Annotated in this window: 20 protein-coding genes; 8 read left to right on the plus strand and 12 right to left on the minus strand. The window is 74.3% G+C overall.

Features of this window, described 5'->3' with window-relative positions:
- Positions 1–78: 78 nt before the first annotated feature.
- Together ACZ6EJ_RS26175 and ACZ6EJ_RS26180 are read right to left on the minus strand one after the other, a co-directional pair.
- Positions 79–942 carry an alpha/beta fold hydrolase gene (locus ACZ6EJ_RS26175; RefSeq protein WP_469270497.1) on the minus strand — a complete coding sequence of 288 codons (864 nt, stop codon included), beginning with the start codon at positions 940–942 and terminating at the stop codon, positions 79–81.
- Positions 939–1,082 (minus strand): hypothetical protein, encoded by a 144-nt coding sequence (locus tag ACZ6EJ_RS26180; protein WP_469270499.1) that lies wholly within the window; start codon positions 1,080–1,082, stop codon positions 939–941. The genes ACZ6EJ_RS26175 and ACZ6EJ_RS26180 overlap by 4 nt, the downstream gene beginning before the upstream one ends.
- 92 nt (positions 1,083–1,174) lie before the next feature.
- Here ACZ6EJ_RS26180 and ACZ6EJ_RS26185 point away from each other — a divergent pair, with 92 nt between their 5' ends.
- The 5 genes from ACZ6EJ_RS26185 (at position 1,175) to ACZ6EJ_RS26205 (ending at position 7,918) form a co-directional block, all read left to right on the plus strand.
- Positions 1,175–1,795, plus strand: coding sequence for a TetR/AcrR family transcriptional regulator (locus ACZ6EJ_RS26185; protein ID WP_469270501.1), 621 nt, complete (start codon positions 1,175–1,177; stop codon positions 1,793–1,795).
- Between the two features lie 619 nt (positions 1,796–2,414).
- Entirely contained in the window at positions 2,415–3,677 is a 1,263-nt protein-coding gene (locus ACZ6EJ_RS26190; protein WP_469270503.1) for an MraY family glycosyltransferase, read from the plus strand.
- Positions 3,678–3,789: 112 nt separating this feature from the next.
- Positions 3,790–5,985 (plus strand): PI-PLC domain-containing protein, encoded by a 2,196-nt coding sequence (locus tag ACZ6EJ_RS26195; protein WP_469270505.1) that lies wholly within the window; start codon positions 3,790–3,792, stop codon positions 5,983–5,985.
- Between the two features lie 224 nt (positions 5,986–6,209).
- Positions 6,210–7,208 carry a metallophosphoesterase family protein gene (locus ACZ6EJ_RS26200; RefSeq protein WP_469270507.1) on the plus strand — a complete coding sequence of 333 codons (999 nt, stop codon included), beginning with the start codon at positions 6,210–6,212 and terminating at the stop codon, positions 7,206–7,208.
- Complete coding sequence (locus ACZ6EJ_RS26205; protein ID WP_469270509.1) at positions 7,205–7,918, plus strand: 4'-phosphopantetheinyl transferase family protein; 714 nt, start codon at positions 7,205–7,207, stop codon at positions 7,916–7,918. Before ACZ6EJ_RS26200 ends, ACZ6EJ_RS26205 begins: the two co-directional genes overlap by 4 nt.
- Positions 7,919–8,254: 336 nt before the next feature.
- Here the strand turns inward: ACZ6EJ_RS26205 and ACZ6EJ_RS26210 are convergent, their stop codons facing one another.
- Positions 8,255–8,614, minus strand: a complete 360-nt coding sequence (locus ACZ6EJ_RS26210) for a tetratricopeptide repeat protein (protein ID WP_469270511.1) — start codon at positions 8,612–8,614, stop codon at positions 8,255–8,257.
- Between the two features lie 147 nt (positions 8,615–8,761).
- Here ACZ6EJ_RS26210 and ACZ6EJ_RS26215 point away from each other — a divergent pair, with 147 nt between their 5' ends.
- Both ACZ6EJ_RS26215 and ACZ6EJ_RS26220 read left to right on the plus strand, forming a co-directional pair.
- A complete protein-coding gene (locus tag ACZ6EJ_RS26215; protein WP_469270513.1) occupies positions 8,762–9,727 on the plus strand; it encodes a pirin family protein in 966 nt (321 codons plus the stop codon).
- A gap of 415 nt (positions 9,728–10,142) precedes the next feature.
- Positions 10,143–10,967, plus strand: a complete 825-nt coding sequence (locus tag ACZ6EJ_RS26220; RefSeq protein WP_469270514.1) for an AfsR/SARP family transcriptional regulator — start codon at positions 10,143–10,145, stop codon at positions 10,965–10,967.
- 285 nt (positions 10,968–11,252) lie between these two features.
- Here ACZ6EJ_RS26220 and ACZ6EJ_RS26225 read toward each other — a convergent pair whose 3' ends face one another.
- The 9 genes from ACZ6EJ_RS26225 to ACZ6EJ_RS26265 all read right to left on the minus strand — a co-directional run bounded on the left by ACZ6EJ_RS26225 (position 11,253) and on the right by ACZ6EJ_RS26265 (position 19,730).
- Positions 11,253–12,230 (minus strand): beta-ketoacyl-ACP synthase III, encoded by a 978-nt coding sequence (locus ACZ6EJ_RS26225; protein ID WP_469270516.1) that lies wholly within the window; start codon positions 12,228–12,230, stop codon positions 11,253–11,255.
- A 37-nt stretch (positions 12,231–12,267) separates the two neighbouring features.
- Positions 12,268–13,161 (minus strand): ACP S-malonyltransferase, encoded by an 894-nt coding sequence (locus ACZ6EJ_RS26230; protein WP_469270518.1) that lies wholly within the window; start codon positions 13,159–13,161, stop codon positions 12,268–12,270.
- Complete coding sequence (locus ACZ6EJ_RS26235) at positions 13,158–14,414, minus strand: beta-ketoacyl synthase N-terminal-like domain-containing protein (RefSeq protein WP_469270520.1); 1,257 nt, start codon at positions 14,412–14,414, stop codon at positions 13,158–13,160. Before ACZ6EJ_RS26235 ends, ACZ6EJ_RS26230 begins: the two co-directional genes overlap by 4 nt.
- Positions 14,411–16,198, minus strand: a complete 1,788-nt coding sequence (locus ACZ6EJ_RS26240; RefSeq protein WP_469270522.1) for a beta-ketoacyl [acyl carrier protein] synthase domain-containing protein — start codon at positions 16,196–16,198, stop codon at positions 14,411–14,413. The genes ACZ6EJ_RS26235 and ACZ6EJ_RS26240 overlap by 4 nt, the downstream gene beginning before the upstream one ends.
- A 147-nt stretch (positions 16,199–16,345) precedes the next feature.
- Positions 16,346–17,149 carry a polyketide synthase gene (locus tag ACZ6EJ_RS26245; RefSeq protein WP_469270524.1) on the minus strand — a complete coding sequence of 268 codons (804 nt, stop codon included), beginning with the start codon at positions 17,147–17,149 and terminating at the stop codon, positions 16,346–16,348.
- The gene (locus ACZ6EJ_RS26250; RefSeq protein ID WP_469270526.1) at positions 17,146–17,910 is read right to left on the minus strand and encodes an enoyl-CoA hydratase/isomerase family protein; all 765 of its coding nucleotides are present in this window, start codon (positions 17,908–17,910) and stop codon (positions 17,146–17,148) included. Before ACZ6EJ_RS26250 ends, ACZ6EJ_RS26245 begins: the two co-directional genes overlap by 4 nt.
- Entirely contained in the window at positions 17,907–19,145 is a 1,239-nt protein-coding gene (locus ACZ6EJ_RS26255) for a hydroxymethylglutaryl-CoA synthase family protein (protein ID WP_469270528.1), read from the minus strand. Before ACZ6EJ_RS26255 ends, ACZ6EJ_RS26250 begins: the two co-directional genes overlap by 4 nt.
- The gene (locus tag ACZ6EJ_RS26260; protein WP_469270530.1) at positions 19,142–19,429 is read right to left on the minus strand and encodes a phosphopantetheine-binding protein; all 288 of its coding nucleotides are present in this window, start codon (positions 19,427–19,429) and stop codon (positions 19,142–19,144) included. Before ACZ6EJ_RS26260 ends, ACZ6EJ_RS26255 begins: the two co-directional genes overlap by 4 nt.
- Before the next feature lie 10 nt (positions 19,430–19,439).
- A complete protein-coding gene (locus tag ACZ6EJ_RS26265) occupies positions 19,440–19,730 on the minus strand; it encodes an acyl carrier protein (protein ID WP_469270532.1) in 291 nt (96 codons plus the stop codon).
- A 155-nt stretch (positions 19,731–19,885) separates the two neighbouring features.
- Here ACZ6EJ_RS26265 and ACZ6EJ_RS26270 point away from each other — a divergent pair, with 155 nt between their 5' ends.
- Positions 19,886–21,166: a cytochrome P450 gene (locus ACZ6EJ_RS26270; RefSeq protein ID WP_469270534.1), complete on the plus strand. Its 1,281-nt coding sequence runs from the start codon at positions 19,886–19,888 to the stop codon at positions 21,164–21,166.
- Positions 21,167–21,463: the final 297 nt, after the last annotated feature.

Here is a 21,463-nt window from a genome sequence, read left to right on the forward strand (position 1 = left end):
TCCCCCCCCGTCCCCGCCCCCCCCCCCCTTCCCCCCCCCCCCCCCCCCGCCCCCCCCCCCCCCCCCCCCGCCGCGGGGTCAGCGGGCGAGGTGGACGCGGAGCAGTTCGGCCACTTCGCGGGGGGCCTGCTCCGGAATCCAGTGCCCGACGCCGGCCAGGGTGCGGCGGGTGTACGGGCCCGTCACGTACCGCCGCGTGAGGTCGCCGCCCGTCCGGCCCAGCGCCGGGTCGCCGTCGCTGTCCACGAACAGGGTCGGCACCGCGACCTTGGCCAGCCGGCCCGGCGTGTTGAAGGGCATCGCCCGGTACCAGTGCAGCGCCGGGGTCAGCGAGCCCGAGGCCACCAGGGACTCCAGGTCGCGGGCGAGGTTGGCCGCGCTCTGCCCGGCCGCCATCCGCTCGGTGACGCGCGGTGCGGCGGACGGGTCCAGACGGCGTATCAGGATCTCGGGGAGCAGGGGAAGTTGGAAGAAGGCCATGTACCAGGAGCGCAGGAACTGGCGGCTGGTGAGGACGGCCCGCAGGAAGGCGGCCGGGTGGGGGACGGACAGGGCGGTCAGGGTGGTCACCAGGTCCGGCCGGGCGGCGGCGAGCGTCCAGGCGACCGCGGCGCCCCAGTCGTGACCGACGAGGTGCACCGGGCGGCCGGGGCCGGCCGCCTCCACGAGGGCGACGACGTCCTCGGCGAGCTGGGACATCCGGTACGAGAACCTGCCGCGCGGCCGGGCACGGGGCGAGTAGCCGCGCTGGTCGGGCGCGAGCGTGCGGTAGCCGGAGGCGTGCAGCAGCGGGGCGAGCGGGTCCCACGAGTCCGCCCGCTGGGGGAACCCGTGCAGGAGCACCACGACGTCCCCGCCGAGGGGGCCCCGGTCCGCGACGTCGAAGACGAGGCCGCCGCGTGCGAAGGACGTGAGCCGGCCGTCGCCGCGTCCGGCGCTCACGCGTGGACCCACTGGCCGTGGAAGGGGCGGCCGAGGCTCCGGGGGACGGGGAGGGTGCGGAGGGCCTCGGGCACGGCCCCCTGGCTGGGGCGGAGTTCGGCGTCGGCGTCGTGGGCCCGACCACCGTGGCGCAGATCCATGGACACTCCAATGTGATCAGCGAATACATGCGTGTGATCGCTGATTACATGCGCCTTCGGAGGCGGTGTCAAGGTGTGGTAAGACTGGCGGCATGAGCACGCGGGAGGCTGGTCGGCCCTACCACCACGGATCTCTGCCGCAGGCGTTGGTGGAGCACGCCGTCCACCTGCTGGACGAGGGGGGAGTCGAGGCGGTGACGGTCCGCGAGGTGGCCCGCAGGGCGGGCGTCTCCCCGGCGGCCCCGTTCCGGCACTTCTCCGACCGGGCCGCCCTGCTGGTCGCCGTGACCGAGGCCGTCGCGCTGGACTTCGGCGCAATCCAGTCGGCGGCGGTGGGCGCGGCCGACTCCGTCCCGTTCCGGGCGCTGGGCACCGCGTTCGTGCGGTACGCGCTCGACCACCCGCACCGGTTCACCCTGCTGCGCGGCGCGCTGTTCGGCGCGGACCGCACCCCCGCGCTGGAGGAGGGGCGCCGCGCCTTCACGCAGGGCGCCACCGAGCTGATCACCGCCGGGCAGCGGCGGGGCGAGCTGCGGCAGGCCGACCCCGAGCTGGTCGTGATCGCCGCCCAGGCCCTGGTCTACGGCCTCTCGCAGATGTTCGTCGACGGCTACCTCGACGCGTCTCGGGCCGACGCGCTGGTCGACCAGGTCGTGGACCTGTTCGGGCTGGGCGTCCTCGCGCCCGGCGGCGAGCGGCGCGAAGCCGCCTGAACCATCGCCGCGCGCGGTGCGTTGCGCGCCGGTGCGGTGGCGGGGCCTGACGCGCGGGGAGGGCGCGAGGGGCCGCGGGCCGGCAGTCCGACCCCGTCCCCCCGTGCCGCTCCACGCGGACGGCCTCCACCGCGACCCGCTCGGAAGGGCGAACGAGGCGCACCCGAGGGTGATCGGATGACGCGTCACCTGGTCGACCGTCAGGAAGCCGCCCGCGAGCGGCGTCCGTACGCCCCGACCCGCCGGACGGACTCGCGCCGGAGGCCCCCGCGGGCGACCGAGGCGCCCCGCCGCCGGACGCGACCGCCGCGTCCCGCCCCCGTGCCCCGTCCGGCCCACCCCCGCGACCGCCCGGTGCGGGGCGTGAACTCCAGCCCCCTCCGCGCGCCTTGGGCCGCACGGCCGACCGGGGCCGGACCCGCGGCGTCGGGGTTCTCGAACAATACGACGCTCTTTTCGTGTTATTTGGGGAAAATAATGACATTGGGTCGTAGGTTGGGGGAACGCCACCCGCGTGGCGTCCTGTGTCCCCCGACCCGCAACGGCCGAGGACCGGGCGGCCGCCCTTGTGCCGCCCACCGCCCCGTGCCGAGGTCACGAACGAGGAAAGGCAGGGCAGGTGAACGTGCTGGGGATCATCGCCTCCGGTGTGGCCGCGCTGTTCATCACGGTCGTACTCGCCAAGGGCGTCCGCCGCGCGGCGCTCCGCCCCCACGCCCCCGAACGGCCCGGCGGGCGTTCGCCACGGGTCAGGACCCTGCGCAGGACGGGCGGCACGACGGCCGTCCTCGGGGCCGGCGCGGCGGCCGGAGCGGCCCTGTGGCTCGGCGCGGCGGACGGCTTCGCCGACTCCGTGGCCGGCGTCCTCGCCGGGGCCGCGCTCGTCGCCGCCCTCGGCCTGCTCCACGACCTGAGGCCGCTGTGGGCCGCCGTCCGGATCGCCGCCCAGGCGGCCGCCGCCGTCCTCGTCGTCTGCCTCGCCGGGCTGCCCCCGGTGGCGGGCGCCCTGGCCGGGCTCTGGATCGTCCTCGTCACCAACGCCTTCGCCCTGCTCGACCACTGCGACGGGGCGCTGACCGCCGTCGGGATCGTCGTCGCGGCCGGACTGATCGCGTGCGCCGCCCTCGACGGCGCCCTCGGGCTCGCCCTGCCCCCGGCCGCCCTGGCGGCGGGCCTCCTCGGCTTCCTGCTCCACAACTGGCACCCCGCACGCCTCCACCTCGGAGCCTGCGGCGCGCAGTTCACCGGCTTCGTGCTCGCCTCCTGCGGTGCGCTGAGCCACGCGGCCGCCCCGTCCGGACGCCCCGCGTGGGCGGCGCTGCCCGCCCTGGCGACGGTGGCCCTCGCGGACGCCGCCCTCGTCGCGGTCTCCCGCCGCCGCGCCGCACGCCCCCTCCTGCGCGGCGCGGACGACCACATCGCACACCGGCTGCGCCGCGTCCGCGTCACGGTGCCGGGGGCCGCGGTCCTCCTGACCCTCTGGGCGGCCGTGCCGACGGCGATCGGCACGCTGGTGTACGCCGGGCTGCTGCACCCCGCCCTCCTCCTCGTCCCACTGGCCGCGACGGCGGCCGCCGTCCTCGCCCTGCTGCGGATTCCGGCGTACGCCACCCCGCCCCGCACCTCCACCCGGCGCAGGCCCTCGACCCGCACCGCCGGCCCGTCGGCGGCCGTGCCGCCCGGCCTCCGGGGCACGGCCAGGGCCGCGCGCACCGTGCCGGACGACCGGGGCCCCGCCACCCGCGCCCGCTCCGCCCCCGCGACGCCGGCGCCGTCCGCCCGCACCGGTTCGGGCCCCGCCAGGACCGCCGCCGGGCGGCCCACGGTGCCGCCACCGCCCACCGGCCGCTCCACCGCGCGCGTCACCGCGGACCGGGGCTGACCCCGTCACGCCCGCGCCCACCGCCACCCCGGCCCACGGGAGGAGTCCGACGCCTCGTCGGAGCAGGGGGAGGCGACCGCGGGGAATCCAGCGTTCCGCATAGGCTGGGCGGGTGAGCGCCGAACCGATCACGCACCCGTTCCGGCCCGCCGCCGCGCGCCGGCGGGGCCGTCTCGTCCCGGTGCTCGCGTTCGTGCTGGCCGCGGTGTCCGTGGCGGTGGTCGCGCTCACCGCCACCGCCCGTGCCACCGTCGCCTCGCCCGGCTTCTACCAGGCCGTCCTGGACGAGGAGTCGGCGTACGACCGCCTCTACACCGAGGTGCTCGTCGACCCGGAGCTCGCGCCCCTCACCCGCGACCTGCTGGCCCGCCTGCCCGTGCCCGAGACGCTGGTGACGTCCAACGTCAAGATCGTGCTGCCGCCCGACACCGTACGGGCCCTCACCGACCAGCAGATCCACGCGGTGACCGCCTATCTGCGCGGCGAGCGCGACGAGTTGCGACTGACCGTGGACCTCGCCCCGGTGCTGGCCAACCTCGGGGAACTCGCCCGCGTCTACTTCGGCGACCTGGTGGCCGACCTCCAGGGCCGCGACCGGCCGGACTTCGAGCGGTTCGCCGCCGACCTCACCACCGCGCTCGACGCCCTGAAGGAGGGCCGGGCCCCCGACCTGCCCGCCCTGCCGCTCACCGAGGACCAGGCCGATCGGGCCGCCGGCGTCCTGCTGGCCGCCGTCCCCGGCCCGGAACGCGCCGCGCTGCGGCCCGAGATCGAAGTGGCCCTGGCGGACGGCGACGTGTCGACGGCTCTGGCGGTCACCGCGGCGGCCGTCCTCGCGGACGGCTCACGGAGTGCGGCGGCCGACCTCGACACCGCCCTGCGGAGCGGCACATGGGAGCTGACCGACACGCTCGCCGCCGCGGGCGGCGACCTCACCGCCCTGGAGCGGGCGCGCGCCGCCATCCGGCTCCTGCCCGCCCTCCAGGCCCTCGCCACCACCCTCGCCCTGGCCGCTCTCGCGGTGCTCTGGTCCACCGGCCCCACCGCCCCCGCCCGGCGGCTGATGCGGCTGGGGCAGGCGCTCGCCGGGGGAGGCGCCGCGGCCGCCGCGGCCGCGGCCGCCGTCGGGTCGGCCCGCGGACGCTTCCTCGCCACCCCGTCCTCCTGGCCCCCGAGCGTCACCGCGCTCGTCGACGACCTCCAGCACAACGCCGTCGACCAGGTGGTGACCACCGGGCTGAACGCCGCCCTCGCCGCCCTCGCCGGCGGCGCGCTCCTCACCGGCGTGGGCTGGGCGATCCTGGTGCGCCCCGACCGGACGCCGGCCCCCGCCGCCCTGCGCGGGGCCGCCGCGGGCGTCGCCTGCGCCGCACTGGCCGGCGTCCTCGTCGTCCCTCCCGTCCTCGGCCCGTCCGCGCCCCGCCCCTGCCTGGGCAGCAGCCGGCTGTGCGAACTGCGCTACGACGAAGTCGCCTACCTCACCGCGCACAACGCCATGTCCACCACGGCCGACCGGTTCATCAGCCCCCTCCAGGACCCCGACATCACCACCCAGCTCGACACCGGTGTCCGCGCCCTCCAACTCGACACCTACCGCTGGGAGCGCCCCCAGGACATCGCCGCACGGCTCGACAGCGCCGAATTCACCCCCGAACAGCGGAAGTTGATTTCCAGCGCCATCGACCGGGCCAACCCCCCGCGCCCCGGCCTCTGGCTCTGCCACAGCGTCTGCCGCGCCGGGGCGACCGAACTGGGCCCGGCGCTCGGGGACATCGGCGACTGGCTGCGCGCCCACCCCACCGAGATCCTCACGCTGATCGTCCAGGACGAGATCAGTCCCGAGGACACCGTAAGGGCCTTCCGCGCGGCGGGCCTGGCCGACCTCCTGCACACCCCGTCCGACGACCCGCGCGAACCGTGGCCCACGCTGGGGGAGATGATCGACAGCGGCCGCCGGCTCGTGGTGTTCGCCGAGAAGGCCGACGGCCCGGCCCCCTGGTACCGCAACTTCTACCGGTACGCGATGGAGACCCCGTTCGCGTTCCGCAGCCCCGCGGAGATGACCTGCGCACCGCACCGGGGCGGCACCGGCCGACGCCTGTTCCTGCTCAACCACTTCGTCACCGACGCGGGCGGCAGCCGCCTGGACGCGGGCCGCGTCAACACCCGCGACTGGGTCCTGGACCGGGCCCGTGCCTGCGAACGGGAACGCGGCCGACCGGTCACCTTCGTCGCCGTCGACTACACGACGGTCGGCGACGCGCTCGGCGCCGTGAACGAACTGAACGCCCGCCGCGCCGAGAAGTGACCCACCGCGCCCGTACCGGCCCCCAGGGAGCGCCCGTCCGGCGGCGCGGGCGGCGCCCGGCGACGGACGGAAGCGCCGATCGCGCACGGGCTCGGCCGCGCCGGCGGGCCCGTTCACCGAAACCCCAGGAGTCCGGCGAGGCGGCCGTGAGAGGCTACGTCCCAGCGGCTCCACGCCGTGCGGACGGAGCCGGACCACTGCCGACAGATCGGGAACCAGCGCCCATGACCGTTCCGAGCGATCCCGCACCGCACGGCGCCCCCGCCGCCGTCCCGCCCCCCGCCACCGCTGCCCCCGGCGGCGGGGCCCGGTCGCGGGGGCCGGGCCGCCTGCTGGCCGTGAGCGACCTGCACGCAGCGGTCGCCGACAACCGGCCCATCGTGGAGTCCCTGCACCCCGTCACCGACGCGGACTGGCTGATCGTCGCGGGCGACGTGGCGGAGCGCCCCGAGGACGTCCGCTGGGCCCTCGGACTCCTCGCGGAACGCTTCGCCCACGTGGTCTGGGCCCCGGGCAACCACGAGTTGTGGACCGTCGCCGCCGACCCCGTGCGCCTGCGCGGAGAGGCCCGCTACACCCACCTGGTCGAGATATGCCGCAGCCTCGGCGTGAGCACCCCCGAGGACCCCTTCCCCCTCTGGCCGGGGCCCGACGGACCGGTGGCCGTCGCGCCGCTCTTCCTCCTGTACGACTACACCTTCCGGGCGCCGGGCGCCTCCACCAAGGAGGAGTCGCTGGCCGTCGCGCACGCGTCCGGCATCGTCTGCAACGACGAATACCTCCTCCACCCCGACCCCTACCCGACGCGCGAGGCCTGGTGCCGCGCCCGCGTCGCCCGGACCGAACGCCGGCTCGCGGAGCACGACCCCGAGACGCCCCTCGTCCTCGCCGCCCACTGGCCCCTCGTCCGTGAGCCCACGTCGGTGATGTGGTACCCGGAGTTCGCGCAGTGGTGCGGCACCGAACTGACCGCCGACTGGCACCGGCGCTTCAACGTCGCGGCCGTCGTCTACGGCCACCTCCACATCCCCCGCACGACCTGGTACGACGGGGTGCGCTTCGAGGAGGTCTCCATCGGCTACCCCCGCGAGTGGCGCGAGCGGGGACACCCGCGCGGACTGCTGCGCCAGATCCTCCCGTACGCGGGCGAGCCCGCCGCCCCGGACCGCACCACCGCCGCCGGGAGCTCCGCACGGCGGCACACCGACGGAGGCGTCTCGTGATCGAGCGGATGCTGCCCGCCGACGTCTCCTGCGCCGCCACCCGCGCGGTGAGCCTGCCGGACGCGGCCCTCTTCCCGGAGGAGGAGGCGCTCATCGCCAACAGCGTGGCCAAGCGCAGGAACGACTTCACCACAGCGCGCGCCTGCGCCCGCCGCGCCATGGCCGGGCTCGGCCTGCCACCGGTCGCCGTGCTCCACGGCCACCGCGGCAGGCCCCTGTGGCCCGAAGGCGTCGTCGGCAGCATGACCCACTGCGACGGCTACCGCGCGGCGGCGCTGGCCCGTGCCGCGGACGTGCTGGCGCTGGGCATAGACGCCGAGCCGCACGCCCCGCTGCCCACCGGCGTACGGGAGTTGGTCACTCTGCCCGCCGAACGCGAGCGGATCGGCCCGCCCGCACCGGAGGAGGCGGGGGCCGTCCACTGGGACCGGGTCCTGTTCAGCGCGAAGGAGAGCGTCTTCAAGACGTGGTATCCGATCACGCGGACCGAACTCGACTTCACCGAGGCGGATCTGACCTTCCAGCGGTGGGGGAGCGCGGGGGCGGGCGCTGCGGAGGACGACGTGGTCGAAGGGTCCTTCACCGCCCGCTTGCTGCTCACCCATCCGGACCTGCCGACGACCCTGGAGGGGCGCTGGCGGATCGAGGCGGGCATCGTCTCCACGGTCCTGCTGGTCCGGCCCGGCTGGAGCGATCAGCCACCTTCCTGACGCTCGGTCAGCCGTGCCCGTCGGCCCCCGTCGGTCCCTCGTCGGCGCGCCCGCGAGGAGGCGGCACGGCTCACTGGTGCGACTGCGGCGGCCGGGCAGTCCAGCCGCCCGCCTCCCCTCCGGCCGCGTCCTCGCCGCCTCCGGAGCATCCGGCCGGGGCCGCCGGCGCCGGCGCGATCACCGCCGCCGACCGCGTCCGGCGCACCCCCGAGCCTCGCGAACCGCGCATCCGTCCCATGCCTTCGCCTCGAAGGCCACGAGGTCGGACGCGGGTGCGGGCGGGTGAAGGGAGCGCCCCGCACGAAGACCGTGCGGGGCGCTCCTGCCGTGCGGCACTCAGCTCCGGTCGGGGTCCGGTCCGAAGTCACCGGCGAACGCGGCGGCCATCCGCAGGTGCGGCGCCGCGTCGGCGGGCCGTCCCTGGCGCTCCAGCGTCCGGCCCAGCAGGAGCCGCGCGTAGCCCTCCACCGGGTCGCGGTCCAGGATCGTCCGCAGCTCCTGCTCCGCCTTGCCCAGCCGGGCGGAGTGGTAGTACGAGCGGGCCAGCAGCAGCCGCGGCGCGACCTGCTCCGGGGCCTCCTCGACGAGCCCGGCCAGGATCCGGGCCGCCGTCAGGTACTCCTTGGCCTCGAAGAACATCTGCGCCCGGTCCCACCGGTCGGCGGCCGTGCCGAACTCGTAGTAGGTCTCGCTCATGTGTCCTCCTTGCCCGGAGGCGGTCCGTCTCCGGCCGCCCCGCCGTTCGTTCAGCCATGACAACAGCGCACAGTGGTTGAACATTCCACTAAGCTTTCCGGTGCGGGCCCCGCCCCCCCCGAACCCCGCGGGAATAGGTTGAACGCCATGAGCAATCCCGACCCCCAGGCCACCCCCGTCCTCTGCGGCGGGCGCGGCTCCGTCACCGCCGAGCCGGTCCGCGAACTCCTCGCCCCCCGACGCGTCCGGCTCGGCGCGTCCACCGAGGTCCGCCGCCTGCTCCCCAACCTCGGCCGGCGCATGGTCGGCGCCTGGGCCTTCGTGGACCACTACGGCCCCGACGACATCGCCGACGAACCCGGAATGCAGGTCCCGCCGCACCCCCACATGGGCCTCCAGACCGTCAGTTGGCTCCACGACGGAGAGGTCCTGCACCGGGACAGCCTGGGCAGCCTGCAGACGGTGCGCCCCCGCGAGCTGGGCCTGATGACCTCCGGCCGCGCCATCAGCCACTCCGAGGAGAGCCCCCGACCGCACGCGCGACTGCTGCACGGCGCGCAACTGTGGGTCGCCCTGCCCGACGCGCACCGCGACGTCGAGCCCCACTTCCAGCACCACACCGACCTGCCCGCCGTCACGGCGCCCGGCCTCACCGCCACCGTCATCCTCGGCGAACTGGACGGCGCCGCCTCGCCCGGCACCGCGTACACCCCCATCGTCGGCGCCGACATGGCCCTGTCCGCGGGGGCCCGAGCCCGCCTGCCGCTGGTCCCCGACTTCGAGTACGCCGTCCTGTCGATGTCCGGCGAGGCCGAGGTCGACGGCGTGCCCGTACAGCCCGGCTCCCTGCTCTACCTCGGCTGCGGCCGCACCGAAGTGCCGCTCCGCGCAGCCTCCGACGCCGGGCTGATGCTGCTGGGAGGGGAGCCGTTCGAGGAGGAGATCGTCATGTTCTGGAACTTCATCGGCCGCTCCCACGAGGAGATCGAGCAGGCCCGCGAGGACTGGACGAACGGCGCCCGTTTCGGCGAGGTGAAGGGCTACGACGGCGGCCGCCTCCCGGCCCCCGCCCTCCCGCCGGTGGCGCTGAAACCACGGGGCCGGGTGCGCTGAGCCGGGGCGATCGTCCGGACGGACCGCAGGCCGGCCGGCGGGTGCGAGCCGGCCTTGGGGCCCCTCCGACCCGGGGTGGCGGCCTGGCTGCACGACCGGCCGGCGCCGCCCGCGGCCTGGTCGAAGTGTGCGAGCACCCCTCCGGCGACCACCTCGACGACCCCGCGGGTGTGGCCCGGCGCCGCGGAGCGCGGCACGACCGGGCGTCGTCCGCGTGAGCGTGGCAGGGGACGCGCGGCGCGAGACCTCGGGGCGGCGGTGGACAGGCGGCTGCACGGTGGCGGAAACGCGCACGACGAACGGCGGCCGCTCCGGTGTCGCACCTCCGGAGGGTCTTTACTGGAGAGTTCGGCACCCGCTGCTGCCACGGGGGGCCTCGGGCCGGCCGGGAAGCGCGGAGCACCCTGGAGGGGGTATGCGCATACGTTGCCTGGGAACGTTCACCATCGAGTCCGGCGGACGCGAGCAGATGCTGTCGCCGTGCCGCAGGACGCGACTGCTGGCGGTCCTCGTGCTCAACAGCGGACAGGTGGTCCCCACGTCGCGCCTGGTCACGGAGGTCTGGGGCGACGATCCGCCGCACCGTACGAGGAACGCCCTGTACGCCCATGTCGTGCGCCTGCGCCGCGACCTGGCCGCCTGGGCCGTGGACGGGGCCCCGGTCGTACGGACCCGGTTCCCCGGTTACGTCCTGGAACTGCGGGACACGACCCTGGACGTCCTCGATTTCCGCGCCCAGGCGGAGCAGGCCCGTGCGCTCCGGCACGAGGCCACAGAACAGGCCGTTCTCGTGGCGGACCGGGCGCTGGCCCTGTGGCGTGGTTCCGCGTTCGCCGGGCTCTCCTTGGGGCCGGCTGCCGAGGGGATGAGGGCCCGGCTCTCGGAGGAAAGGGCGGCGCTCCTCCTCGACACGATCGAGATCCGTCTGCTGAGGGGCGAACACAGGGCCGTCGTCGCGGTGCTGGCGGACCTCGTGGAAAGCTATCCGTTCTGGGAACGGGTGTACGCGCTGCTCATGACGGCGCTGTACCGGTCGGGCCGCGTCGCGGACGCTCTGGGCGTCTACGGGAAGGCCCGCGAGCGCTTCGTCCAGGAGCTCGGGATGGACCCGAGCCCGCGCCTGTCCGTGCTGTTCACCCGCGTGCTCCGGCACGACCCCGACCTGTGGTCCGGCCCGGTCTACGAGAGCGCCCCGGTGTCACCGTCCGAGGAGCGGGGGCCGGACCGTCGCAGGCCATGAGACGACGGGCGGGTCACCGGATGCCGCAGCGGTGGCGAGCGAGCCGCCTCCGGACGGGCGCACCGCATCCAGTCCGCCGGCATGAACGCGGTTCGGGCGGCGTCGGTGCGCGGTATCCGTTCCAGGGCCGTGACGACCTCGGCGACGGTGAAGCCGCGCATACCGATCGGTGCGGGGGAGCGGCTGTGCTGATGCCCCACCGAGCCGGGTGCGGTGACTCGATCGGGAGACCGCGACGCCGGGCCGGAGCGCCGCCGCCGCTCCCACCGTCGCGGGGCGCAGGACTCAGAGGGTGACTATCTGGCCCGCGTAGGCGAGTCCCGCGCCGAAGCCGAAAAGCAGCACGGGAAGGCCGGGCGGGACGGCGCCCTGCTCGGCGAGACGGGCCAGGGCGATCGGGATGGTGGCCGCGATCGTGTTCCCGGACTCCTGTACGTCCTTGGCGACCACCGCGTCGGGTGCGTGCAGGCCCCGCGCGAGCGAGTCGACGATACGGAGGTTCGCCTGATGGGGCACGAACGCCGCGAGGTCGGCGGGTCGCACGCCGCTGCGTTCGCAGATCTCCTGGATCACGGGGCCCAGTGAGGTGGCCCAGCGGAAGACGGACGGGCCGTCCTGGCGGAAGGTGAGCTCCTGCTCGTCGAGGACGATGGCACGGTGCTTCTCGCCCACCGTGCCCCAGACCACGGGGCCGACGCAGGCGGTCTCCGACGCGGTGACGAGAGCCGCTCCGGCGCCGTCGCCGAAGAGGATCGCCGTGTCACGGTCGGACCAGTCCACCCACGCCGTGGCCTTGTCGGCGCCGATGACCAGGACGTTTCGGCCCGTGCCGCTGCGGATGAGGGAGTCTGCGCAAGCGAGGGCGTAACAGAAGCCCGCGCAGGCCGTGTTGAGGTCGAACGCGCCGGGGTGGTCGAGCCCTAGCCGGGACGCCACCTGGGCGGCGCTGCTGGGGATCGTGGTCGCTGCGGTCGAGGTGGCGATGATGAGCATGTCCACGGAGCCCCGTGGCACACCGCCGGCGGCGAGGGCCCTCTCCCCGGCGCGTGTGGCCATGTCGACCACGGTCTCGTCGGGAGCCGCGATGCGTCGCTCCTCGATCCCGGTACGACTGCGGATCCAGTCGGCATCGATGCCGATACGGCCGGCGGCCTCTTCCGTGGTGAGGGTCCGAGCGGGGCGGTAGTGGCCGAGGGCCGTGATGCGCGATCCGGCGGGGAGGTCGCGCGTGTCGGTGTGGCCGAGACGAGGGGCGGGTTCCATGGTCACTTCCGTAGGACGAGCGGCAGGGCGGCGGAGGTCACGCGTGCGGGACCTGCGGGCGGTGGCCGGGAGGCGGGGCGTGTTCGGGGCTGATCTGGCGCAGCATTCGCAGCAGGAGACCGCGATCCCCGGCCTCCCGGAAGCGGACGTCCGCGTGGTGTTCGACGACCCAGCGGATCGACGCGTACCAGCGCACGGGCGAGGTGATGTGGTCGCGGAGGTCGTCGCGGATGCGGTCGGCCCGGTGCGGGCGGGCCGTGCGGTTGGCGATGACGGGGAAGGCGGGCGGGCGGAAGTCCACGGTGTCGAGCGCGTCCTGCCACTCCTTCGTGACCACTGCCATGTGACGGGAGTGGAAGGGCCCGCTGACGGCGAGACGTCTGATGTCCAGTGCGCCCGCGTCCCGCAGTGCACCCTCCGCCCGCTCGATGTCCTCGCGGACGCCGGCCACCACGACCTGACGGGGGGTGTTGTGGTTGGCGCAATCGACCTCGGTCAGCCGGTGTTCGGCCAGGACCGTGCGGACGTGCTCCTCGGCGAGGCCCAGTACGGCGCACATGGCGCCGTCCACACGGGCCGTCAGCTCCGCCCGCCTGGCCACGAGGCGCAGGCCGTCGAGGAAGCCGAAGGCGCCGGCCGCCTCCAACGCGTTGTACTCGCCCAGGCTGTGCCCGAGCGCCGCGTCGGGCCAGGGGCGACGGGCCCCGGCACGCAGGGAGCGAAGGGCCAGGGCGTTGACGACGTAGACGGCGGGCTGGGTGTAGCGGGTGTCGTCGAGGAGGCCGTCGGGGTTCTCGAGGCACAGACGACGCACATCCCATCCGAGGATGTCACCGGCCGCCGCGACGAGGTCCGTGTGGGCGTCGAAGAGCGCCCGCCCCATGCCCGCGCGTTGTGATCCCTGGCCGGGAAACAGAAGGACATCGGTCACGGCTGGTTCCTCTCCTGTTCTTCCTCGTCCCGCTGGAGGACCACCGTGCTGTTGATCCCGCCGAAGGCGAAGCTGTTGCTGAGAGCCGTGCGCACGGTGCTCGGGACCGGATGGCGGCCGACGAGGTTCAGGCGGGGCTCGGCGGGGGAGCGCAGGTTGGGGTTGGGATGGACGTACCCGCCCCACAGCTGCAGGGCCGCGGCGATGGCCTCCAGCAGGCCGGCCGCGGAGAGGCAGTGGCCGATCAAGGGCTTGGTCGAGTTCACGAGGGGCGGGTGGCCGGTCGCGAACACGTCGAGCAGCGCTTCGGCCTCACTGGCGTCGCCGATGACCGAACCGGTGCCGTGCGCGTTGACGTAGTCCACCTGAGAGGGATCGAGCGCGGCCCGGCGGAGTGCCCTGCGCATGGCCAGAGCCTGGCCCGCCGGCGACGGCTCGGTGCCCCGGTGGCCGTCCAGGCTCTGTCCGTAGCCGGTGAGGCGCGCGAACCCGGACGTACCGCGGTCCGTCGCGACGTCCGCACGGCGTAGGACGACGGCGGCGGCGCCCTGGCCGCGAACGAATCCGCGGCGTTCGGTGTCGAAGGGGCGGCAGAGACGCCGTGGTTCGTCCGCGGCCGGGTCGGCGAGGGCGCCCGAGGCGCGCAACGCCTGGAGTTCGGTGACGGACAGCTCGGCCGCGGGGGCGACCACCAGGCAGTGTTCGGCCTCGTCGGCGCGCAGCAGCCGTGCGCCGGCGATGAGCGCGAGGGTGCCGCTCGCCGAAGCGGCGCCGACGGTCCAGCCCTCGGCGTGGATTCCGACGGCCTCGCTGATCGTGCCGATGGCATCGGTGTCCATGCAGGTGATGACGTGGGAAGGCCGGACCGAGCCGGTCGCGGCGTGGGCCAGCACCGTACGCGCCTGATAGTCGAGGGCCAGGTTGTTCCCCGCGACCACCAGGGCGGTCGCGGCGCGCTCAGCGGGCGTGAGGCCCGCTTGTTCCATCGCCGCTGCCGCGACGCAGCATCCGGTGGCGGCCGGAAGTGCGGCTCGGGCGGAGGACCTGGCCACGGAACGGGCAACGGACTCAGGCAGGCGGGCGCGTGCCCATGCGGCCGCGCCGAAGCCCTCCAGGAGGCTTCCCGCCTCGCCTCCGTGTCCCAGCGCGACGGAGGAGCGGCCTGCCCGCAGTGCCTTGTCGAAGTCCTCCAGGGAGTGGGCCAGCGGGGTCAGGACCGACATGCCGGCCAGCACGACGCTTCCTGTGCTCACGGGGGTCCTTCTCCGTCGACGGGAAGGACCTCGAAGGGCGGGGCGACGGCCGGGGGCGGGTTCGGGGAGAACCAATGGGCGCTTCGCTGGAACGGGTACGGCGCCAGCCCGGTGCGCGGAGTGTCCTCGGAGACGGACGCCTCCTCGGGCCAGTCCCGGACGGAACCGTCGAGCCACGCCTCCACCGGCGTCCGAGGCCCTCGGGCCCCGGACCCCGGTGCGAGGGCCTTCGGGTGCGGCAGTCCTCGGGACAGCGCGTGCAGGGTGCGCGCGCAGTCGGCAGGGCCGTCGGCCTGTACGACGCAGCGCCGCCGCAGGTGGCTGCGGCCCTGTTGCAGGGTGCGCACGACCGAGGGGAACTGGTCGGGCCGGGTCGCGGCGACGCGGTCGGCGAGCCGCCCCGCGAGGTCGCTGAGGGCCTGTGGCGTAGCCGCACTGAGCGGGATCGTCCACGAGCGCGTGGCAGACGCCCCGCGGGCCGGGCGCTGAGGTCCTTCGGCCAGAAGCACATGGGCGTTGGAGCCGCCGACGCCGAAGGAGTTGACGCCCAGCAGGCGGGAGCGGCCGGCCTGGCGCGGCCAGGACAGCGGCCGGTCCGCGATCGCCAGGGGCACGCCGGCGAGGTCGATGTCCGGATTGAGGGTGCGGAAGTTGGGAGTCGGCGGTATGACGCCGTAGCGCAGCACCAGCAGGGCCTTCATCAGGCTCGCCGCGCCCGCGGCGCCTTCCAGGTGCCCGATGTTCGCCTTGACCGAGCCGACCCGCAGTCTGCCGTCCGGCCCGGCCGGAGCCGGGCCTCGGCGGTCGGCCCGCAGCATGTGGCACAGGGTCGTCACCTCGGCCGCGTCCCCGACGAGGGTGCCGGCCGCGTGCGCCTCCACGTAGCCGAGGTCGCTGATGTGCGCGTCCGCCTGCCGCAGGGCCCGGCCGATCAGGCGCTCCTGCGAGGCGGGGTCGGTACGGACGAGGCCCCCGCACCGGCCGTCGTGGGTGATGGCGCAGCCTCGGACGACCGCGTACACGGGATCGTGGTCGGCGACGGCGTCCTCCAGGCGTTTGAGGACGAAGAGGAAGACGCCCTCCCCGCGCACGTAGCCGTCGGCCCGCGCGTCGAAGGGGCGAGCGTTCCCCGTCGGCGACACGGCGCCGAAGCGGAGCATGACGGCGTGCATGTAGCCGTGGCCCAGTACGTTGACCGCCCCGGCGATCGCCAGGTCGATCTCCCCGCTGCGCAGTGCGGAGACTCCCAGCCCGACCGAGGTCAGGCCGCCCGCACACGCGGTGTCGAGGGTGATGCTCGGTCCGCGCAGATCGTAGTGGTGGGAGATCCGGTTGGCGTGGAACGTCGTCAGCAGCCCGAGGGCCGAATACCGGTCGGCGGCCTTCGCCAGGATCATCTGGTCGCGGAAGTCGGTGGAGGTGCTGGCGACGTAGACGCCGGTGTCGGTGCCCTCCAGCGTGTCGGGGGCGATGGCGGCGTCCTCGAGGGCCCGCCAGCTCGTCTCCAGCAGGAGGCGCTGCTGCGGGTCCATCCAGGCCGCCATGCGGGGTGAGATGGTGAAGAAGCCGGCGTCGAACATGTCCGGGCGCTCGATGAGCGCGGCCTTCATCGTGGCGATCCCGCTCCACCGGGAGTCGTACCCCGGCATACGGCCGTCGGGAACGTCCGTGAACTGGCAGCGCCCTTCGCGCAGCAACCGCGCGAAGCCTCGGGCGTCATCGGCTCCGGGAACCTGGCAGGCCATTCCCACGACGGCGACGGGCGAGCGGGAGGGGGACGGCATCGGTGCCTCCTGGCGGGGTGGCGCGGGTGCGGGCACGAGAGCGGAACGTCGGTGGTGCGGGCCCCGGCGCGCGTCTCGGCCGCGTCGGGTCCGTGGCAGGGCGTCGCGGTCGGGCGGCCGCCGCCCCGCAGCGGTGTCGGGGTGCGTTCACGTCCCTGACGTCCCGCGCCGCGCCCGTGCACGGAAGGCGCCGCCGGCGGACGGCGGTCCGTAGCCGGCGGCGCGCTCCAGGACGTCGGGCAGCGCGCGGGACTCCAGGTGCGGTTCCCGCTCACGTTCCATCGCCGCTTCCGTGTCGGCGAGCAAGCGGTGGGAGGTCTGCTCCTTGACCAGTTCCAACGAGCGCCGAGGCGCTTGCGCGATGCGGACCGCGAGCGCGCGAGCCGTCTCCTCCACCTCGTGGTGGCCGACGACCAGCACTCCGGCGCCTCGCTCCCGCAGTTCCGCACCGCGGTAGGAACGCGCCGTGAAGATCATCTCCGTCCCCAGGGCCGAGCCCAGACGAAGGGGCAGCAGATGGGTGACGCCCACGTACGGGGCCACGGCGTACTGGAGGAAGTTGGCCGCGTAGACGGAGCGTTCGCTGAGGATCGGCACGTCCGCGTACAGGCCGAAGGCCAGTCCGCCCCCGATGGCGTGTCCGCGCATCGCCGCGACCACGGGCAGGGGGCAGCGGGCGAAAGCTCGGGCGAAGGGTTCGTAGTCGGCCGGCGACAGTCCCCCGTCGGCACCCAGCAACGTCTCCTGCGGGGCGCCTGAGCAGAACACGGTGTCCAGCCCGGCCGCGACGACGACCCGCACCTCCGGGTCGCCGACCGCCGCCTCCAACCCCTTCTCCAACCCGATGCGCAGCCTCGTGCGCAACGCGTTGTCGCCCGCGTGATCGGTGAGCCGGAGGAGTGCCACGGGTCCCTGGACCTGCAACCGCGCCGTGCCGAAGTCCCGCGTCATGTGAGCAACCCTTCCGAGCGCAAGCGATCGATACGGGCCACCACGGCCGGATCGTCGAGTCGTCGTCCCAGCAGTCGGCCCGCGTAGAGGCCGTACTCCGCCGAAGCGGGGAACAACAGGCGCCTCGTGGCCTTGAGTTCGGCGAGCGTCGTGCGATCGGTGCGACGCAGCCCGGCCAGGATCCGGCGCACGGCCTCGCCGCCGTCCGGTGTGTGCAGATCGGCCAGCCCCGTGCGCACCGCTTCCGCGGCGTCGACGTCCTGGGCGAGCAGGGCCATGCGGAACACCTGCTGCTCGCCGACCCGGCGCGCCAGACAAGGCATGATCATCGCCGGGAGGAGGCCGAGGAACACCTCGGTGAGCCGGAAGCGCGCCCGATCGCCCACGGCCACCAGGTCGCAGGCGCAGGCCAGCCCGGCTCCGCCGCCCGTGGCGGGCCCGTCCACGAGCGCGACGGTGACGACGGGAGTCTCCCGCAGGCGGTTGAGCAACCGCCAGTACGTGCTGTCGGCGCCGCCGTCGTGCCATGCCGCGGGCAACTGGGCGTGGGCCAGGTCGAGGCCCGCGCAGAACTGCTCGCCTCGGGCGTCCAGTACCAGGGCACGGCAGGAGTCGTCCTGCTCCGCGGTGGCGATGGCGCGGTGCAACGCGTCCAGGACCTCGGGTCGCAGGGCGTTCCCCGCCTCGGGTCGGTTGAGTGTCGCGCGCAGCACGCCGGGTTCCCGGCGCAGGGTCACCATGTCGGAGGACTTCTCGTTCATCGCTCGCTCCCGGCCCAGACGTACTCACGGTGGTAGTCGTCGATCGCGGAGAGGACGAGCCTGTCCTCCCCGGCGGGCAGCAGCTTCCGGTAGTCGTCGACGTCGAGACGGACGTCCTTGACCCCGAAGGCGGCTTGCCCCGACCGGTCGACCAGGTCGTCGTAGGCGGGGACGCTCAGGCGGGTCCTGCCGGTGTCGTCGGCCAGGAGCCCGTTCAGCGCCGACGGATCGGGTCGATCGGGACCGACCGTGACGCCGAAGAACTCCGATGAGCAGCCTCCGCCGTAACTGAAGACGCCCAGCGCCGCGCCGGGCTCGTACGCCCAGGAGGCGAGACTGCTCGACAACGCGAGCAGGGTCGACCCCGAGTAGATGTTCCCCACCTGCTGCGGCAGCACCAGAGACGGTGACACCCGGCGGGCGAAGTCGGCCTCGACCTCCGCGGGCCGGGCGCCGGCGAGCTTGCGCAGCGCGGTGCGGTGTGCGCCCTTCACCATGCCGGGGAAGGGGGTGTGCATGGCCAGTCCCGCGAAGGAGTCCTGGAAGCTGGCGCCCGGGAAGCGGTAGGCGTAGTCCCCGAACGAACCGAGCAGACAATCGAGGTAGGAAAGCAGAGACAGGTCGACGTCGACCACGTCGAGGTCGGGCAGCGGTCGGCAGAAGTCCGTCGTCTCGTACGAACACAGCCCACCCGCACCCGGAGTCAGGGCGGCCAGACGCGCCTCGCCCACCAGGACGGCCACCGCCCCGGCCCCCTGGCTCGGCTCGGCGTATCCGGCACGGCGCGGCGCGGGCAGGTCGCCGGCGACCACGAGCGCGAGGGCGCCGTCCGTCGGGGAGACCGCGGTGAGTGCGGCGGCGCACTGCACGGCGGCCACCCCGGCGTGACACGCCTGCTTGACCTCGAAGAGGCGGCAGGTGCGCGGAAGCCGGAGGAGGTCGTGCACGTAGGTGCTGGCTGCCTTGGAGAAGTCGACGCCCGACTCCGTGGCCACGATGAGCGTTTCGATGTGCGCCCGTTCCGTCGCGGACAGGGAGTCCACGATCGGCCGGGCGGCGTTCACCGCGAAGGACACGACGTCCTCGCACGGCAGCGGGACGCTCTTGCGGCGCATCAACAGGTTGTCCAGACGGGCGGTCTCCAGACCGCGAGCCTCGAAGAGCTCGCTCACCTCGACGTAGGCCACACCGCAATAGGCCGCCAGCGCCTGGATCCCGACCGGCCGCGCAGTCATGGCCCCTCCTCGGTGCAGGGGATCGACTCCTGGGGGTGTGCGGCACGCCACCGGGACCACACCGCGTCGACCAGCGACTCGACGGCCTGGGCGCCCCCCAGCGAGGCCCCCGACGCCTCGAGCCCGAGGGTGTCGAGCACCCCCACCACGATGTCCATGCGGTCGATGGAGTCGGCCCCCAGGTCCCGAAGACCGGCGCCCGGAGGGATCTGGCCGGTGTCCACGTCGGGCAGGACCTGCGCGATGTGCTGGTACACGCTGGCGCGTACCTGATCCCTGGTCACGGCGGCCATGTCAGGACGAGAGACGGGCGGCGAGGTACAGGGAGAAGTCGCGCGGGGTGCGGTGCTCGTACACGGTGGCCGCGGGAACGGTGATGCCGAACTCCTCCCGCAACGCGGTGGCGAACTCCACCGCGAGGATGGAGTCGAGCCCCAGAGCGTTGAAGTCGGCCTTGCGGTCCAGCGCGCCGGGCTCCACGTAGAGGATCTGGGCGAGGAGGGACACGACGACGTCCTCCACCTGCTCGGGGGAGCCGCCGTCCTCGCCGGAAGCCGTGGCGGGGCGTGCCTCGTTCTCGGTCATGGGACTCCTTCCGCGGTCCGACCCGTCGGTCGTGGCCACCACACTGCCCCCCACGCGTGACAGAACCGCGTGCACCTGACCTGACACCCCACGTCAGGGCGGACGTCAGGCCGGGCGTCAGCCGGAGTGTCGGAACGAGGGCGCAGCATCGACCCATGACTGGCATGTCCGCACAGTCCGGGCTGAGCGCCGCCGGCAGGCCCTCGCAAGCCGTCCCGGACCTCGGTGATCCCGCCACCTACGACGACGGGCCTCCGCACGCCCATTGGGACAGGATGCGCACCGCCTCCCCCGTGCTGCGCACGGTTTCGCCGTACCTCGGCACGGAGTTCTGGTCCGTCACCGGATGGGAGGAGATCCGGGCAGTGCTGGGCGACGACACGTCGTTCGCATCCCGATACGGCGTCTTCCTCGGCTTCGGCCCTCAGGCGCCCGACCCGGCGAGCCAGCGGATGCTCGTCGTCACCGACGGGCCTCACCGACGCGCGCTGCGCAGCGCCATGCAGAGCTTCTTCGCACCGGCACATGTACGCCGGTACGCCGACCGGATGGCGGCCATCGTCCGCACCGCACTCCTGCCGACGACCGGAGAGCAGGCGATCGACTTCGCGCAGGACGTCGCCTGGCGCGTGCCCATGGCGGCGACCTGCGAGATCCTCGGTCTGCCCGAGGAGGACGAACTCCGGTTGTGCGACCTGGCCAACGGCGTGCTGGCCGCGCAGGACCCGCAGACCGCGCCCGAGGAAGCAGCGGCTCTCGCACGTGCCTCCAGGGCCGAGATCCTCTCCTACTTCGGCCGGCTGGTGGCACTGCGCCGAGAACACCCCGGCGACGATGTCGTCTCAGCCCTGCTCGGCCGCCTCGACGACGGCGAGCTCTCCCCGAACGACATCGCGCTCAATCTCCTGAGCCTCCTCGTGGCCGCCAACGAGACCTCGCGGCTCGCCCTGACCGGATCCCTGGTGGCCTTCGCCGCTCACCCCGCCCAATGGGCCCTGCTGCGCACGGCACCGGACCTCCGCAAGAGCGCTGTCGAAGAGATCCTGCGGTGGACGTCCACGGGGCTGAACGTCAGCCGCTCCGTGCTGCGCCCCGTGCAACTGGGCGGTACCCGCATTCCGGCCGGCGACGTGGTGACCGCCTGGCTGCCCGCGGGCAACCGCGACCCGCGCGCCTTCCCCGAGCCCCATACGTTCGACATCACCCGCTCGGGCGCCTCACATGTCGCCTTCGGGCACGGGCCCCACCACTGCATCGGAGCGGCACTCGCACGGGTGGAGATCGGAGCGCTTCTCGACACGCTGCTCCCGGAAGTCAGCGCCATCGAAGTGACCGGACCACTCGTGCGCACCCACAGCAACGCCCTGACCGGATACGCCCGCGCACCGATCACCCTGCACTCCGTCACACGCAGGCGCACACCGCTCGCCCAGTAGGCGGGCTCAACCGGCCAAGGCCCCCCGCCGGGCGCCCGGCGGGGGGACAGTCGCCGCCCCGGAGATCGCGACGCCCGTGGCCCCGACCGCTCACGACGAGGAATACGGGGCTGCGCCACCGCATTCGACCAGCGGTCGCCGACGCCCTGTTCGTGCGGGGCGTCACGCCGGATCGCACCGGAGACGAGGAGGGGACGGAAAGCGGGATCGGGGCGTCGTCCTCGTCGCCGGCGAGGGCGCGGACCGGGTCGACGACGCCCCAGCCGACGAACGGGTCGTGGCCGGTGATGGAGCGCT

Source organism: Streptomyces sp. NPDC041970 (genome assembly GCF_055588985.1).